At 65.2% G+C, this 15,150-nt stretch carries 14 protein-coding genes; 7 read left to right on the top strand and 7 right to left on the bottom strand.

The genetic code is table 11. The features are described 5' to 3' along the window. A partial coding sequence (locus DI526_RS20910) for a hypothetical protein (protein ID WP_304282163.1) occupies positions 1–194 on the bottom strand: 194 nt, incomplete at its 3' end. A gap of 24 nt (positions 195–218) precedes the next feature. Here DI526_RS20910 and DI526_RS20905 point away from each other — a divergent pair. The 3 genes from DI526_RS20905 to DI526_RS20895 all read left to right on the top strand — a co-directional run bounded on the left by DI526_RS20905 (position 219) and on the right by DI526_RS20895 (position 5,510). Next, a complete protein-coding gene (locus tag DI526_RS20905) occupies positions 219–773 on the top strand; it encodes a hypothetical protein (RefSeq protein WP_304282161.1) in 555 nt (184 codons plus the stop codon). A 21-nt stretch (positions 774–794) separates the two neighbouring features. Next, positions 795–3,005, top strand: a complete 2,211-nt coding sequence (locus DI526_RS20900) for a N,N-dimethylformamidase beta subunit family domain-containing protein (RefSeq protein ID WP_304282160.1) — start codon at positions 795–797, stop codon at positions 3,003–3,005. 237 nt (positions 3,006–3,242) lie between these two features. Next, positions 3,243–5,510 (top strand): TonB-dependent receptor, encoded by a 2,268-nt coding sequence (locus tag DI526_RS20895; protein ID WP_304282158.1) that lies wholly within the window; start codon positions 3,243–3,245, stop codon positions 5,508–5,510. Positions 5,511–5,678: 168 nt separating this feature from the next. Here the strand turns inward: DI526_RS20895 and DI526_RS20890 are convergent, their stop codons facing one another. From DI526_RS20890 to DI526_RS20870, 5 genes are all read right to left on the bottom strand, one after another. Further along, entirely contained in the window at positions 5,679–6,446 is a 768-nt protein-coding gene (locus tag DI526_RS20890) for a class II aldolase/adducin family protein (protein ID WP_304282156.1), read from the bottom strand. Between the two features lie 46 nt (positions 6,447–6,492). Further along, positions 6,493–7,302 carry an SDR family oxidoreductase gene (locus DI526_RS20885; RefSeq protein WP_304282154.1) on the bottom strand — a complete coding sequence of 270 codons (810 nt, stop codon included), beginning with the start codon at positions 7,300–7,302 and terminating at the stop codon, positions 6,493–6,495. Between the two features lie 259 nt (positions 7,303–7,561). Further along, a complete protein-coding gene (locus DI526_RS20880; RefSeq protein ID WP_304282153.1) occupies positions 7,562–8,836 on the bottom strand; it encodes a D-arabinono-1,4-lactone oxidase in 1,275 nt (424 codons plus the stop codon). A gap of 60 nt (positions 8,837–8,896) precedes the next feature. Further along, positions 8,897–9,679, bottom strand: coding sequence for an HpcH/HpaI aldolase/citrate lyase family protein (locus tag DI526_RS20875; protein WP_304282151.1), 783 nt, complete (start codon positions 9,677–9,679; stop codon positions 8,897–8,899). A gap of 38 nt (positions 9,680–9,717) precedes the next feature. Further along, on the bottom strand, positions 9,718–11,019 hold the full coding sequence (locus tag DI526_RS20870; protein WP_304282149.1) for an amino acid deaminase: 1,302 nt from the start codon (positions 11,017–11,019) through the stop codon (positions 9,718–9,720). Positions 11,020–11,226: 207 nt separating this feature from the next. Here DI526_RS20870 and DI526_RS20865 point away from each other — a divergent pair, with 207 nt between their 5' ends. After that, positions 11,227–12,087 (top strand): SMP-30/gluconolactonase/LRE family protein, encoded by an 861-nt coding sequence (locus DI526_RS20865; RefSeq protein ID WP_304282147.1) that lies wholly within the window; start codon positions 11,227–11,229, stop codon positions 12,085–12,087. Positions 12,088–12,163: 76 nt separating this feature from the next. Beyond that, positions 12,164–13,441: a cytochrome P450 gene (locus DI526_RS20860; protein ID WP_304282145.1), complete on the top strand. Its 1,278-nt coding sequence runs from the start codon at positions 12,164–12,166 to the stop codon at positions 13,439–13,441. A gap of 41 nt (positions 13,442–13,482) precedes the next feature. Here the strand turns inward: DI526_RS20860 and DI526_RS20855 are convergent, their stop codons facing one another. Further along, a complete protein-coding gene (locus DI526_RS20855) occupies positions 13,483–13,830 on the bottom strand; it encodes a cupin domain-containing protein (RefSeq protein WP_304282143.1) in 348 nt (115 codons plus the stop codon). Between the two features lie 339 nt (positions 13,831–14,169). Between DI526_RS20855 and DI526_RS20850 the strand changes: the two genes are divergently transcribed. Both DI526_RS20850 and DI526_RS20845 read left to right on the top strand, forming a co-directional pair. Next, the gene (locus tag DI526_RS20850; RefSeq protein WP_304282142.1) at positions 14,170–15,018 is read left to right on the top strand and encodes a metal-dependent hydrolase; all 849 of its coding nucleotides are present in this window, start codon (positions 14,170–14,172) and stop codon (positions 15,016–15,018) included. Between the two features lie 56 nt (positions 15,019–15,074). Then, the coding region (locus DI526_RS20845) for a hypothetical protein (protein ID WP_304278308.1) at positions 15,075–15,150 on the top strand (76 nt) is incomplete at its 3' end.

Genomic DNA, 15,150 nt, shown 5'->3' with positions numbered 1-15,150 from the left:
GCTATATCAGCCCCGCCGAGATGGAACGCAGAGCGGCTTAACCCCGTCCACTTTTTCGGGGGAAGATCAATGGCGGCTTTGCGGCCGCCGCCGCGGTCGCCTTGATCGGCGCGCTGGCGGGCCTTGCGTTGCCCAGCGCCGCGGCGCCGCTGCCAACGGAGGTGGAAGCCGAGGCCGGCGGCGCGCGTAGCCATGGCGCGCGCGCCATGGCGAGCTTGGTGGCGGTCTTCCTCACCTACGCCTTCTTCATTGGCTTCTTCGCCTATCTGCCCCAACTGGCAGGCCAAACGAAAATGGCGCCGGGTGCGGTCGGCGGGGCGGTGTCCTTGAGCCTGGCGTCGTCGATCCTGGGCTCAGGCGTCGCCGCGCTCGTGGCCAAACGGCTATCCTACTATCCTGCGTGCCTAGTCAGCGTTGCGGCGTTCGCCGTGGTCCTGGTGTGGATCTGGAAGCTGCCGGCCGCCCCCGTGTTCATGGGCCTAGCCAGCCTGCATGGCTTTTTCTGGGGCTTCTTCATGCCCTTTCAGATGCCGCTGGTTATCGAGTCCGACCCGACGCGGCGCGCCGCGGCCCTGGTGCCGACGGTTCAGGCCCTGGGGGCGGCGGCGGGCCCGGTGCTCTGCTCCCTATGGGTCACCGAGGCCGAGGCGCGGGGCGGGCTGCTGGCTGCGGGGGGCTGCCTGGCCCTGGCCCTGCTGATCGTCACGGTGCTTCACGTCCAGCGTCTGTCGACGTCGCCGCTAGGGCTGATGTCGTCGTCCGATCTCTCCTAATTTGGCTTCTCAAGGTCCAGCATGACGTTGCATTCGCATCTGCGCATCCCTCTGCTCAAGACCGAGGAGATGCCGATCACCGGTTATTTCGACCGACTCTCGGCCCGCCCTGGCGAAACCTTGCTAGCCCATGTCAGCGTCGCCGACGGCGCGGCCTTCAGGGCTGGCCTGATTCGCGTGATCAGCGGAGACCCCAATCCCGCTGGCCCGGGCCTGGTGTTCGAAGACCTGTCGGCTCGTTTCACCTTAGAGATGGCGGGCAAGCGGCAGCCCCTGGATGTGGGCTCATTCGCCGACATCGCCCACGGACCCGATCTCCAGGGCCATGAAGCGGTGACCTGGACCGCGCTGATCTGGTTTGCCACGCCGCCGACCTATGGGGCCGTGATCTCCCAGGACGACGGGGTGTCGCGCATTACGCTGGCGGTGACCGCGACCGGCGTTCGAGGGCTTGTCGCCGATGCGGACCGCGCGCAGGTCCACGACCTGACCGCACCGATGAAGGCGGGCGTCTGGCATAGGGTATGGCTCAGCCACAGCGCGCCCCGCGGCGAGATCGTCCTTGGCTGTCAGCCCTTGGGCGGCGCTGCCACCGTGCAAGCCTTCGCCGTCGCCGGCTTTCGCGCGCCGTCGGGCGGGCGCTTGACGGTCGCGGCGGACGCGGCGACGCAGGCTGGAACCTGCTTTACAGGAAAGATCCAGGATCCCGCCGTCCGCGAAGGCGTCTATTTCTCCTCCGATGGCGTCGACGATCCGGCCGGACTGATCGCCGGCTGGGATTTTTCGCAAGGGATCGACACCCAGCGCGTGGCGCCGATCGGCCCGCAAGCACGCGAAGGTGTCCTGCGCCATTGGCCGACCCGAGGCGTCAAGGGCGCGACCTGGAGCGGGGAGGAGCAATGCTGGCGTCACGCCCCGCGCGACTACGCGGCCATTCACTTTCATGAAGACGACTTCGGGTCCTGCGACTGGGAGCCCTCGTTCAGCTTCGAGGTTCCGGACGATCTGAAGAGCGGCGCCTATGCGTTGCACCTGACCACGGCGACCGGCGAGGACTGGCTGCCGTTCTATGTGAAGCCCAAGCAAGGCGGCCCGCGCCGGAAGGTCTGCTTCCTGGCCCCGACCTTCACCTATCAAGCCTACGGCAATTGCTACTTCGCCAACCGCCTGGAAACCACCCAGGCGCGGGGCGCGGCCTGGGGCGCATCGCCCTATTGCGCTGTCAAATACGGGTCCTATGGGCGGTCGACCTACAACTGGCACGCCGACGGCAGCGGCGTCAGTCTCAGCTCGCGCCTGCGGCCTCTGCTGACCATGCGGCCAGGCTTCATCTTCGAGGAAGACCCGCGGGGCTCTGGCCTGCGTCACTATCCGGCCGACACCCATCTGCTGGCGTGGCTTGAAGACAAGCAGATTGTGTTCGACGTCGTGACCGACGAGGATCTCGACGACGAGGGCGTTTCGCTGATCGCCGACTACGATCTGGTTCTGACGGGCAGCCATCCAGAGTACCACACCGCTGGCGTCCTCGACGCGCTCGCCGCCTATATCGGGAGCGGCGGCAACCTAGCCTATCTGGGCGGCAACGGGTTTTATTGGCGCATCGCGCGTCATGCCGCGCATCCAGAGATGATCGAGGTGCGCCGCGCCGAGGGGGGCATCCGGACCTGGGCGGCCGAGCCTGGTGAATACTATCACCAGCTGGACGGTCGGCTCGGCGGCATATGGCGGCGCAACGGGCGCACGCCGCAGGCCTTGGTGGGCATAGGATTCTCGGCTCAAGGTCCGTTCGAGAGCACCCATTACCGGATCGCGCCGGATGCGCGCTCGGGGCCGGGCGGCTGGATCCTGGACGGTGTCGATCAGGAAACGTTTGGCGACTATGGCCTGTCGGGCGGTGGCGCGGCGGGTTTCGAGCTCGATCGCGCCGATCCCTCGCTCGGCGCGCCCGGCGTGGTGCACATCCTGGCCAGTTCGGAGGATCCGCCGAAGAGCTTCGGCGTGGTCCATGAGGAGATGCTGACCGAGGCGCTGACTATGACCGGCGAAAGCCCTGAGCGCCTGGTGCGCGCAGACATGGTCTATGTCGAGACGCCCGCGGGCGGACGCATTTTTTCGACCGGTTCGATCACCTTCTGCGGAAGTCTGTGGAACGGGCAAGGCTTCGAGGGGCCGGTGTCGCGCATCCTCGAGAATGTGGTCCGCGGCTTCAGCGGCGAGCAGCGCCAATAACTATAGCAAAAGCTATATGTTATGGATCACGATTTGCGCACCTTGCGCCATTTCCTATCGCAAGTGCGATCCCAGCTATCGCCGCTCGAATGCTGATTTAGCCTTTAAACGTCGCTGAATGGCGAATTTTCAACGCGGCGACGAGGCCCGGCGCCACCATGGGTAGCCATTGCAATGGATATAGTGTTCGCTAGCTTGTGGCCTGAGGAAACGCAAACCAGAAAAAGGGGATATCCGATGATCGACAAGCGCTGGTGCATGGCGTCGGCCTGCGGCGCCGCCCTGATGTCCGCCGTCGCGGCGCAGGCCCAAACTGCCGCGCCACAGACCGCGGGCTCGACCGTCGAAGAGGTCGTGGTCACGGCCAACAAGCGGTCCGAAAATCTCATGGACGTGCCGGTGGCGGTGACGGCTTTCACGTCCCAAGCGATCGCCGACAAGCGTCTGGCCGTCCTGTCCGACCTGAACAACGCCGCGCCCAATGTCCGTATTTCCGGCGGCGACGCGGCCGCCAATCCGAAGATGTTCATCCGCGGCGTGGGCTTGAGCGATTTCAACCCGACGACCGCGAGCGCGGTCGGGGTTTATGTGGACGGGGTCTATATCGGATCGCCGTTCGCCACCCTCAGCTCGTTCTTCGACCTGGGTCAGATCGAGGTTCTCCGCGGGCCGCAGGGCACCCTCTACGGCAAGAACACCACAGGCGGCGCGATCAGCATCACAAGCAATCGCCCGACCTGGAGGCCCAGCGCCGAAGGCTCGGTGGAATACGGCCGCTTCAAGTCGCTGACCGTCAATGGCGCGGTCAGCGGCCCGCTGATCGAGGACAAGCTGGCATTCCGACTGGCTGGCCAATATCTGCGCGATGACGGCGCGACGCTGAATACGGTGACGGGCGACCATGTAAACAACGCCAATCGCGGCGCGATCCGCGGGTCGTTGCTGTTCACCCCATCTGACAAGGACGAGGCTTTGTTGTCTGTGACGCGCTACGCCAACCGAGGCGGCGCCCGCCAGGCCAAGCAGCGTCCGCTATTCCCGTCGACGGCGGCCGCCACCGGCGCTGATGGCCTGTGCAAGCCGGGATATTATTATAGCGGCGCGTGCGCCGACATCAGCGGTTATGCCGACCCCAGCGCCGATCCCTACCGCGTCGCCGCCGACGTCCAGGGCAAGGACCGCGTCGACTATTATTCGACGTCGCTGAACTACACCCACCATTTCGGCGGTGTCGACCTCGTCTCGATCTCGGCCTTCCAGAATGTCAGGCGAAACATAGACGAAAACAGTGACACCAGTCCCGCCGACATCCTCCATAACCACTTCATCGCTTACCAGAAGGAATGGTCACAAGAACTGCGCCTGCAGGCCGATGTCGGGAATCTCAAGTGGGTGCTCGGCGCCTACTACATGCGGGACGAGCTGAAGAACAACAGCACCTTCGACGTCCTGCGCGACTTCCGACCGTTCTTCACCACGCCCAGCAATCCGACGGGGGTCAGCGTCGACAACAGCGTCGTCTTCCTGCGCTACGCCTACACCCAGAACACCGACACCTACGCCCTGTTCGGCCAGGCCGACTACAGCCTGACCGACAAGCTGACCGCGACCGTCGGTCTTCGCTATTCGGCTGACAAGAAGACCTTTGACTATCACGAGACCGCCGAGGAGGCGTTCGACCTCGTGCCGCCCTACGCCCAGCGCAAGAGTTTCGGGGCGTTCTCGGGGCGACTGGGTTTGCGTTACGATCTCACCGACGAGTCCAACATCTACGCCACCTATAATCGCGGCTTCAAAAGTGGCGGCTTCTTCGGCGGTCAGGCCGATCACGAGAGCTATAAGGAGCAGCTAGCGCCCTATGGCAATGAAACGGTCGACGCCTACGAGGTCGGTTCCAAGAGCAGCCTGTTTGACCGCCGCCTGCGCCTGAGCCTTTCGGCCTTCTATTACGACTACAAGGACCTTCAGGCCTTCGCCTTCGTGGTTCGAGATACCCGGACCGTGCAGATCCTCGACAACGCCGGTTCGGCCCGAGTCTATGGCGGCGAGGCCGAGATCACCGCGGTCCCGATCCGCAACCTGACCCTGACCGGCGGCCTGGCGCTGCTGCACGCCAAGTACAAGGACTATAGGTCCGAGGGCGGCGACTATTCGGGCAATCAGATGCCGGAGGCCCCGAAGTTCAACGCCAGCCTGTCGGCCAAGTACAAGGTTGAACTGGAGTCGGGCGCCGCGATCGAACCCTCGCTCGATGCGTCGTATCGGACGAGGATCTTCTTCGATCCGAGCCAGACCGAACGCCTGTCGTCGCCGGCGGTGTTCCAACTGAACGGACAGCTCGCCTGGCGCTCGCCGGACGAACATCTCGAGGCGGGTCTCTGGGCCAAGAACCTCACGAACAAGGCGGTGCTGGTCGAGATCACGCCGATCGCGGGCCTTGGCTATGACATGCTGAGCTATGCGCCGCCCCGCACGTTCGGCGTCTTCCTCCGCTACCACTACTGATCAAGCGCTCCGCGCCCCCTTGCCAAAAAGGGGCGTCACTGGCCGATCCCGCTTCCGCCGCGGGATCGGCCCTTTTCTTTCGTCGGCCCATGGAAAAAGCCGCGCCAGCTTTGCGGCCGGCGCGGCCTCTATCCTCATGGAGGCGGGCAGGAAGGAGGCTTCCCGAGGTTAGGTCTTATAGCTGGGGTCCAGCCGATCGAGCTTGCGCAGCAGCGCGGGCCAGGCCAGGCGATCGGAGACCACCGACATTCCCGACCCGGTGGATTGGGCGCGAACCTTCTCGGCCACGCCTGCGGGCGGAGCATGCAGATTGGCCCGGCCGGCCGCCAGCATCATCACCTGGGCTTCGCAGGCGCGCTCGAGGAAGTACATGCGAAGATAGGCTTGGGCGATCGTGGATCCCGTCGTCAGTGTGCCGTGGTTCCGCAGCAGCATCACCGACTTGTCGCCAAGATCGGCGACCAGGCGCTCGCGCTCGTCCAGATCCGTCGCGACGCCCTCGTACTCATGGAAGGCGATGTCGTGGCCGGCGATCATCGCCGTCTGCGTGTGGGGCAGGAGGCCTTCGCTCATGGCCGACACGGCCTGACCATGCGGAGTGTGCAGGTGCAGCACCGCGTTGGCGTCGTCGCGGGCCATGTGGATAGCCGAATGGATGGTGAAGCCGGCGGCGTTGACCGGGGCCTTGGTCGCCTCGATCGGTTTCCCATCAAGGTCGATCTTCACCAGGCTCGAGGCGGTGATCTCCTCGAACATCCGATCATAGGGGTTGATCAGGAAGTGGTGGGCGCCGCCGGGAACCTTGGCGGAGAGGTGAGTGAAGATCAGGTCGTCCCAGCCGTTAAGGGCCACGAGCCGATAGGCCGCGGCGAGGTCAACCCGCACGGCCCATTCCTCCGGCGTCATGTCGCCGGCGCTTTTGGATGCAGCAGACATCGGTAACTCCTTGAAGAGGGCCGCGCCCGGCGGCCGAAGGGCGGCGTCAGGCCGCGGACGCCTGGCGCTTGGCCAGCCCGTCCTTGCCCATGGCTTCGAGGTGATCGGCATAGGCGCGTAGCTTCTTCGGATCGACGCCCAGCGCCTTGACCGTGCCGGAGCCGGCCTGCGGCATGCAGACTTCGATCGCCTTGCGCTTGATGGCCTTGATCACCGTGTCGGCGACGGTCTCGGCCGAGACGCTGGGGGCGACAAAGCACATGACGGCGTCCGGATCGGCCGCCTCCTGGTCCAGCATCGGCGTTTCGGTGGCCGTGGGATGGACAATGGTGAAGTCGATGCCGCTATGGCGCTCCTCGATGGCCATGCCGTGGTGGAAGGCGCGCAGCGCGTGCTTGGAGGCGCCGTAGATGGCCACGCCGGGGAAGGGCAGGAACGATGTCATGCTGCAGACCGTGACGAGATGGCCAGCGCCCTGCTTTTCGAAGCGCTTGAAGGCGCCGACCATGCCGGTCACCGGTCCCATCAGGTTGGTGTCCATGGTCAGCTGGTGGTCGGCGATGGCGACGTTCTTGGCCAAGCCCGTGCGCACGAGGCCGGCGTTGTTGATCAGCACGTCGAAGCCGCCAAAGCGCGAGACGGTGGCGTCAAACGCCCGTTCCCACGCGACCGGATCACGGATGTCGAGGGCGACGGCGCTGGCGCGCTCGCCCAGGGTCGCGGCCAAGGCGCTCGCGCCTTCGGCGTTGATGTCGGCCAGCATCACGTTCTGACGCGCCCGGGCGAGCTTGGTGGCGATCGCCGCTCCGATCCCGCTGGCCGCGCCGGTGATGAGGTAGGTCCTAGGCTGGGTCATGTCTTGATCGCTCGTCTGCCTCGCCGCGGCGGGCGGGCTCTGGGAAATGGCTGCGGGCCGCGCCGCCCAGCGGCGTTGCCCTCACAAAATATAGTAAAAGCTATATTGCGAGGCTGTCAATCGAAGTCAAAGCGCTTAAGGCCTTTGTGGTCGCCAGTGGCCGAGGCCGAGTGAGGGGGAGGCTGACCTTAGTAAAAGCTAAAAAGTCTCTGCGCCCCGCTGGCGTTTTCGTCGCGGCGCGGGGGGCGCAGGGCTCTCCCTAGGAGAGCGACGCGAAGAGCGAGCCCAAGTGGCCATTGAGGAATTTCCCATGCGGATCGGCGGCCTCACGCGCGGCTAAGAAGTTGTCCAGTCGGGGATAGAGCTCGCGCACATCAGCCGCATTCAAGGTGTGGTGCTTGGCCCAATGGGGCCGGCCGCCGTGCGCGCGCAGGCGGGCCTCGATGGCGGGGAAGAACGCTCGCCAGGGGAGTTTCGGATATTGGTGGAACGAAATGGCCGTGCAGGGGCCTTGACATTGGGGGCTGATCCAGATGTCGTCCGCCGCGACCGTGCGCACCATCAGCGGAAAACAGACGGGCAGGGCGTCGGCCCTGACGGCCGCGATCACGTCCTTGACGGCGGCGACGCCCTCGGCTCTGGGGACTTCGTATTCCATCTCCTCGTTGCGCACCACTCGGGTGCTGGGGAAGATCTGGAATGCCGGGCCTTGTCTCGGCGTAGGCTCGGACGGCGCAAAGCGCATCAGCAGGCGCTGAAGATCGGGGATCATCGGCGGCGCGGCCGTGGACATCTCGCAGAACCCGGCCAGCAACGCTTCATCGTCCTCCTCGGGGGGCTCGAATTCGCCGTCCGGGGCTGCAGGGTCGAGGGTCTTGACCAGAACCTCTTCGGCATAGGGGAAGGCGAAGAACTCGAAGTGACGATGGGCCGCCGCCAGCTCGTCGAAACGCTCAAGCGCGGCGCCGAGCGGTAGCTTGAAGACCCGCTCCTCCAGATGATAGGCCGGGGCGACCTTGAGCTTGATCGCGACGACGACGCCCAGCAGGCCCAGCGACAGGCGCAGGGCCTGAAAGAGCTCTGGCCTCTGAGCGGCGTCGCATTCGACGAGTTCGCCGTCCGCCAGAACCACCCTGAATCCCTCCGTATGGCTGGCCAGGTTGCCGAGCGTCTCGCCCGTGCCGTGGGTGCCTGTCGCGCACGCGCCGGCCAGGGTCTGGGCGTTGATGTCGCCCTGATTGAGCAGCGACAGTCCTTCGGCCCAAAGCGCGGCGGTCAGGTCCTTCAGCGTCGCGCCCGCCGGCGCCCACACCGTCTGTCGGTCCTCGGCCACCTCCAGCGTCCCGGGCAGCCGGTCGAGGTTGATCAGGACCTGGTCAGTGAGCCAGAGCGGCGTGAACGAGTGGCGTGAGCCCGTCATCCGCGCCTTTGGCGCGGCGCGGACCAGATCGCAGAGCGCTTCCAGCGTCTCCGGCTGGGCGAAGGTTTCGGGCGCGCACGTCACGCCGCCAGACCAGTTCTTCAACGGACCCATGGGTGTTCTCCAGACCTTCCCTTGACGAAGGCGGGCTCGCGACCGCGCCGATTGCTGGCGTTACGGCGCGGCGCGTTCGCCGGCGGCGGCTCTGGTGGCGTTGACGGCCGTATAGGCGCTGAAGGCCAGGAGCTCGACGTCGCTGCTGACCGTGACGATCCCGAAGCCCATCTGGGCCATGCGCGCGGCATAGGCTGGCGTCAGGTTCTGGATGCCGGTGAACTTGCCGCGCGCCGCGGCGGCGGCCAGCACGCGCTCGTAGATCGCCAGGATCTCGGGCTCCTCACGGTCGAGGATTGGCGGCAGGCCCATCGAAAAGCCCAGGTCGCTGGGGCCGACATAGACGCCGCTGACACCGGGTACGTCGAGGATGGCTTCGAGATTTTCCACGGCTTGGGCCGTCTCGATCTGCGGGAGGATCAACACCTCTTCATTGGCGAAACCCTGATAAGCGCCGGGTACGCCGTAGCCCCCGGCCCGGATCGGGCCATTGGAGCGTTCGCCCGCCGGCGGGTAGAGGCTGGCGCGCACCAGGGCCTTGGCGTCCTCGGCGGTGTTGATCATCGGGCAGATGATCCCCCAGGCCCCCGCATCGAGCACCTTGCCGATAATGCCAGGTTCGTTCCAGGGAACGCGCACCAGGGGCGTGACCGGATAGCCAGTCATGGCCTGAAAGCACTCCGCGGCCGAGCGGTAGTCGTGGAGGCCGTGCTGGATGTCGACGGTGATGCTGTCCCACCCGACCTTGGCCATGAACTCGACGGCGAAACTTGACGGCAAAAGAGACCAGCCGTTGACGCAGGTCTTGCCTGCCTGCAGCCGCTTGCGGAGCGGATTGGTCATGAAACCTCCCAGGGTGTTTTTGCGTGGGCCAAGGCGGCCTAGAAGTAGGTCCGGATCGAGCCGGTCACGGTGTAGGCGTCGTCCACTAGGTGAAGGACCTGCCACTTGTCGAAGGTCAGGCAGGGGTGGGAAATGCCGACGCCGACCAGATCGCCCACCTGCAGGGGCGAATCTTCGGGGATGTCGAGAAAGGCGTGCTGGTCGCTCAGATTGACCACGGCGTGACCGTCCGGAATGGCTTGCGGTGTTGCGGCCGGTTCGCCGGGCCGATACCAGGCCAGCGGTCTTGGCAGGTGGTCGTAGGAGACATCGCGCTTGCCAAAGGCCAGGATCACCCGGCCCGGTTCCGGCCGCGACTGGACGTAGGACCAGACTTCAAGCGCCGCCGAATAGGCCCCGTAGGCCTCGACCTCGGGCGACCGCACGGTCATGCGTCGGAAAAGCTCGGTGTACATCAGCGAGTCGTGCGTGAGGTAGCATCCGGCGCGGATCAGGATGATGCGCTCGCCGGGTGCTTCAATCTGGCCGAGCTTGGCGGCGACCAGGTCGTAGAAGGTCGAGCCGCCGGCGCTGAAGATGGTCGGACCGGGCGCGTAGAGCTTCTCCGCCGCGCAGGCCTCGGACAGGGCCACCAGGCTGTCGAGGAAGGTCTCGACCTTGGCGATCGTCTCTTCCTCGGTGTGTTCGCGAATGATCCCCTCGAAGCCTTCGACGCCCACCAGGGCCAGGGCCTGAGGCCGGGCGGCGACGAACCGGGCCAGGCCGAGGCCCTCCTCTAGAGTCCGGCAGCCGGTGCGTCCGCCCACGTAGCCCATCTCGATGAGCACCTTGAGCGGCCGTCCCAGCCCCTGTTCGGCCACCGCACGGGCCAATTGCTCGGCGTTGGTCTCTGAGTCCACGAGGCAGTAGAAGTCCAGCTCGGGGTCGGACTTCAGCAGATCGATCACCAGGCCGATCGCGGTCCGTCCAACCAATTGGTTTGCCAGAAAGAGGCGCTTGAACCCGAACCGATGCGCGACCTGGATCTGGTGCGGCGTGGCCACCGTGATGCCCCAGGCGCCATCGTCCATCTGCATGTCGAAGAGCGCCGGCGCCATGGTGGTCTTGCCGTGCGGCGCCAGCTTGGCCCCGGTGGCGGCGAGAAAGCGCCGCATCCAGTCGCTGTTATTGCGCAGGGCCGAAGCCTTGAGGATGGCCGCGGGCATGGGCAGATCCTCCCGCAAGAGGTTCCAGCCTTGATGCGCCACCTGATCCAGGGGCAGCGGATGGGCAAGCGCTGGGACGCCCTTCTCGATCGCGTCCAGACCGCGCTGCACTGGCGTTTCTGAGCGGATGGCCATCTCGTCTCCTCAATGTTGTAGCTTTTGCTATATTCATTGTGAGGGCAGATCAAGATGGTTCTGGCTCTCGTTTTATCCTTAGACGCTTCGCCATGCCGCCGGTCTCGTAAAACCCGCGGCGCAAGCGCTCGAGGGAATTGACGGGCAATATATAGTCATAGCTATATATCGCGACGCGTGCCAATTGACGGCGATAACGAGGGATCCATGGGCGAGCGTTTTCAGACCCTGATTTCCAACCTGGCGTTTGGCGAGGCTCCGCGCTGGCATGACGGTCGTCTCTATCTGGCCGACATGCACGCCCATCGGATCGTGGCGTTGGGGGGCGACGGCGGGCTCGAGACCATCGCGCAGTTCGACGCACCCGTCGGCGGAATCGGCTGGTTGCCGGACGGCCGAATGCTCGTGGTCTCGATGCACGACCGACGTGTCCTGAGACAGCAGGCCGATGGCGGCTTCGTCGAGCACGCCGATCTGTCGGCCATCGCGACCTGGCACGCCAACGACATGGTCGTGGCGCCGAACGGCGAGGCCTATGTCGGCAACTTCGGCTTTTCCCTCGATCCGCCGATTGATCCGGCCAGCGTCAAGCTGGCCAAGTTGGCGCGGATTTCGCCGTACGGCGCCGTCGAGGCCGTTGGCGAGGACCTATTCTTTCCCAACGGCATGGTGATCACGCCCGATGGCGCAACCCTGATCGTGGCCGAGAGCGCCTCGCGCCAACTGACGGCGTTCACGCGCAACGGCGATGGGACACTCACCGATCGGCGCCTCTGGGCCAGCCTGCCGTCCGACGTCACCCCCGATGGCGTCTGCCTCGACGCAGAGGGCGCGGTCTGGGTGGCGGGACTGTCGGCCAATGCGGTCGTGCGCATCGCCGAGGGCGGTCGCGAGCTGGACCGCATCGCCACCGAACAGCAAGCCGTGGCCTGCGTGCTGGGCGGAGAAGACCGGCGCACGCTCTTCGTCTGTACGGCCGACACCACCGACCCGGCGACGTGCCGCGCCAGCCCGACGGCGCGGCTTCTTTCGGCGCGCGTGGATGCGCCCGGCGCAGGCTGCCCGTAGCCGGTCGCAGCCTCGGCTTTCGGCTGTCGCGTCGCCAAACCTAATCGGCTTCCTCTTGAGAAACTAAGGACACGCCATGAGCCATCTGCCTCGCCGGATCGAAGACCTGCCACCCCTGGGGTCTGCGGAACTGGCCGGCTGGGCCGCCGACCTCGAGGGGAGTCTGGCGCGCCTTTTCGAGCGTTATCCCGATGGTCTGGCCCAAGGCGCGGGCTCGCGGCTCCTGGTGTTCGGCGCCGAACCGCTGCGAAGGATCGCCGCCACGGAGGCCGCCGGCAATATGCCTGCGGACGTGTTGTCCTCTTCCGCCTTCAACGTCTGCCCTGATGGCGCGCCCGTCGAGCCTGAAATCCCGGCGGCCTCATCGCTCGCCAAGCTGGTGTCCAACCAGGTCTTTACCGCTAATCCGCCGTTGCATGGGCCCACCCGGCAATTGTTCATGCGCCAGTTCATGCCCAAGCAGCTGCCGCGTTTCGCCGCCCTGATCGAAGGGACGGTGACGACGCTGCTTCAAGACGCCGGCGCCAGGGCGCAGGTCGATTTCGGCGCGGACGTGGCTGAACGCTTGACCGCCCGGTTCTGGGCTCAGGTGCTGGGCCTGACCGCCGACGAAGAGGCCCGCGCCCGCCATCTGATCTCGGCGCTGTCGCCGATGTTCTATCTGGTGCGCACCCAGGAGGAGACCCTCAGCGCCGACGCCGCTGCGGCCGAGTACTTGGCTATGGTCAGCGCCGCCGTAGAGCGCGGCCTGTCTCAAGGCGATCAACCGATCCTGCAGGACATGGCCGCCGACTTTTCGGCCATTCTCGAGCCCGGGCGGCCAGAAAGCCTGGGCATGATGCTGGCGGCCAATCTGATCGACGGCTTCCACACCGCCGCCGTCGCTGCGGTCAACGCCGTTTGCGGCCTAGTTCGTAATCCTGAGGTTATGGCCCAGGTGGGGGCGGATCAAAGTCTCGTTCCCGCGGCCTTCTTTGAGACCATCCGTTTGAACCCGCCCGTCGTGCTGACCCAGCGCTACGCCTTGCGGGACTTCGAGTATGACGGCCTGACGGTGCCAGCTGATACGCCGCTCGTCATGTTGTGGATCGCTGGAAACCGAGATCCCAAGGCGTTCGTCGAACCCAACCGAATGGATCTGTCTCGACCGCAGCGGGGCGATGTGACGTTTGGCGGCGGGTCCCATATCTGCCCCGGTCGCAACATCGCGCGCGCGCTCGTAGAGGCTGTCTTGAGAGGCGTAACCGCGCCGGGTGTTCAGATCGAGGCCTTGGCCGATGTGGACGAATGGACGCCGCGCAGTTCGATGCGTCAGTTGAGCCAGTCGCCCATGCGGGTTTCGGTCGGTCGCTAGGGGGGGGGGCGAGGCCGCCTTTCGGCGGCCCGGCCAAGCCTTCAGCCCATCTTGAGCAAGAACCGCTTGTAGACGGGCTCGACGATCCGCCACACGCCCTTGAAATCGGCCTCGACCGTAAAGGCGTCGCCGGCGCGCGCCGTCACCGTCTCGCCGCCGTCGGGAGTGAGTTCAATCACCCCTTCGACCAGATACACATATTCATGGAATTGGGCCTCGGCCCTGTAGGCTCCTGTCGTGGACCGCCAAGTCCCCGTGACGATCGACTTGTCCGGGGACTGATACTCGAACCACGTCGTCATGGTCGGCTCGCCTTCGATCGCTGTCCAGCCATCAGAGATATCGGTTTTGACGACGCCGCTTTCGGGCGTGTGAAGCGCTACGGTCATAAAGACTCCTTTGAATGCGGCGGTGACGGGGACGCTTTTTGCCAGGGGTGCGGCCGAGGCCGGCGTTCGGAATTGGCCGGTCAGTGGGCCGCCCGGCCGGCGAGGCATAAGCGCATGGCGACAAATATAGTGAAAACTATATTATTGAGTCAATGCGGATGCGTTTTCCGGTGATCGCCGGACGGCGCGCGGTGTAGTCGGTAGGGGAATCTGCGCCCGAGGCTGGCTCGCATCGATGTCGTAATCCGGACCGACTATTAAAAATGACGCATGCGTCATTTTATAGTTGAGACTATATTTTTGGTGTGACACGGTGTGTTGAACTTGATGGAGATGGCGATGACCGCACACACCGCTCCGGCCGACCTTCACATCACGCCGCGCAACGTCGCCTTCGGGCGGGGGCAGTCTCATCCTCGCTGGTGGATGAGCGGCGATCCGGTGGCGACGGCCTTCTATAACGCCCTGTCCCTAAGCTTTCCGGCGGGCGAGAGTTACTTCGTCCAGAGCGTCAGACACTACCTGAACGAGCTGCCCGAGCCGCTTCGCAGCCAAGTCGCTGACTTTGCCCAGCAAGAGGCCTACCACTCGCGCGAGCACATCGCCTTCAATCGGCAGGTCCATGACGCGGGCTACGAAACCAGGGAGATCGAGGCGCTGAACCGCGAGGACGCCCGTCGCAGCCGCGACCTGGAGCCCGAGGTCAACCTGGCGGTCACCGCGGCGCTTGAGCACTTTACCGCCATGTTCGCCCACGCCCTGCTGGCCGACGAGCGCCACCTGGCCGGCGCGCCGGCCGAAGTCCGTCGCCTGTGGCAATGGCATGCGGTGGAGGAGATCGAGCACAAGGGCGTGGCGTTCGATACCTTCATGTATGTCACGCGCGATCTATCACCGCTCAAACGCTGGTTCTTCCGGGTGATGGTCATGTGGCAAGCGACGAACGATTTCTGGAAGGAACGCACCCGCGACCTTCACCTGCTACTGCAGCAGGACAACATCGACACGCCCAAGACCTGGCGGAAGCTGGCGCTTTTCCTGTTCCTCAAGCCTGGCATGTTGCGCCAGGTCTTCCTGCCGTACCTGGCCTACTACCTGCCAGGCTTCCACCCCTGGGCTCATGACGACCGCAAGCTCGCCAACAAGGTCGAGCGGTCGCTGAAGCTAGACGAAGCCGCGCTGGCCTAAGCGCGGCGCGGGCGGCGCGGCTCACCTGTATCGCATACCTGACTGGAGACCTTCCGATGAAGACCCGCGCCGCCGTCGCTTTCGAAGCCAAGAAGCCGCTGGAGATCGTCGAGGTCGACCTGGAAGGGCCCA

The organism is Caulobacter segnis, from assembly GCF_003243465.1.
GTDB lineage: Bacteria > Pseudomonadota > Alphaproteobacteria > Caulobacterales > Caulobacteraceae > Caulobacter > Caulobacter segnis_A.
Note: the sequence above shows the minus strand (reverse complement) of the source record. Positions and strands in the feature narration are given on the sequence as shown.

Excerpts from the sequence above, each read along its gene's own strand:
- DI526_RS20900 (WP_304282160.1), top strand. The coding sequence starts at position 795 with ATGACGTTGCATTCGCATCTGCGCATCCCTCTGCTCAAGACCGAGGAG.
- DI526_RS20895 (WP_304282158.1), top strand. The coding sequence starts at position 3,243 with ATGATCGACAAGCGCTGGTGCATGGCGTCGGCCTGCGGCGCCGCCCTG.
- DI526_RS20890 (WP_304282156.1), bottom strand. The coding sequence starts at position 6,446 with ATGTCTGCTGCATCCAAAAGCGCCGGCGACATGACGCCGGAGGAATGG.
- DI526_RS20885 (WP_304282154.1), bottom strand. The coding sequence starts at position 7,302 with ATGACCCAGCCTAGGACCTACCTCATCACCGGCGCGGCCAGCGGGATC.
- DI526_RS20880 (WP_304282153.1), bottom strand. The coding sequence starts at position 8,836 with ATGGGTCCGTTGAAGAACTGGTCTGGCGGCGTGACGTGCGCGCCCGAA.
- DI526_RS20875 (WP_304282151.1), bottom strand. The coding sequence starts at position 9,679 with ATGACCAATCCGCTCCGCAAGCGGCTGCAGGCAGGCAAGACCTGCGTC.
- DI526_RS20870 (WP_304282149.1), bottom strand. The coding sequence starts at position 11,019 with ATGGCCATCCGCTCAGAAACGCCAGTGCAGCGCGGTCTGGACGCGATC.
- DI526_RS20865 (WP_304282147.1), top strand. The coding sequence starts at position 11,227 with ATGGGCGAGCGTTTTCAGACCCTGATTTCCAACCTGGCGTTTGGCGAG.
- DI526_RS20860 (WP_304282145.1), top strand. The coding sequence starts at position 12,164 with ATGAGCCATCTGCCTCGCCGGATCGAAGACCTGCCACCCCTGGGGTCT.
- DI526_RS20855 (WP_304282143.1), bottom strand. The coding sequence starts at position 13,830 with ATGACCGTAGCGCTTCACACGCCCGAAAGCGGCGTCGTCAAAACCGAT.
- DI526_RS20850 (WP_304282142.1), top strand. The coding sequence starts at position 14,170 with ATGACCGCACACACCGCTCCGGCCGACCTTCACATCACGCCGCGCAAC.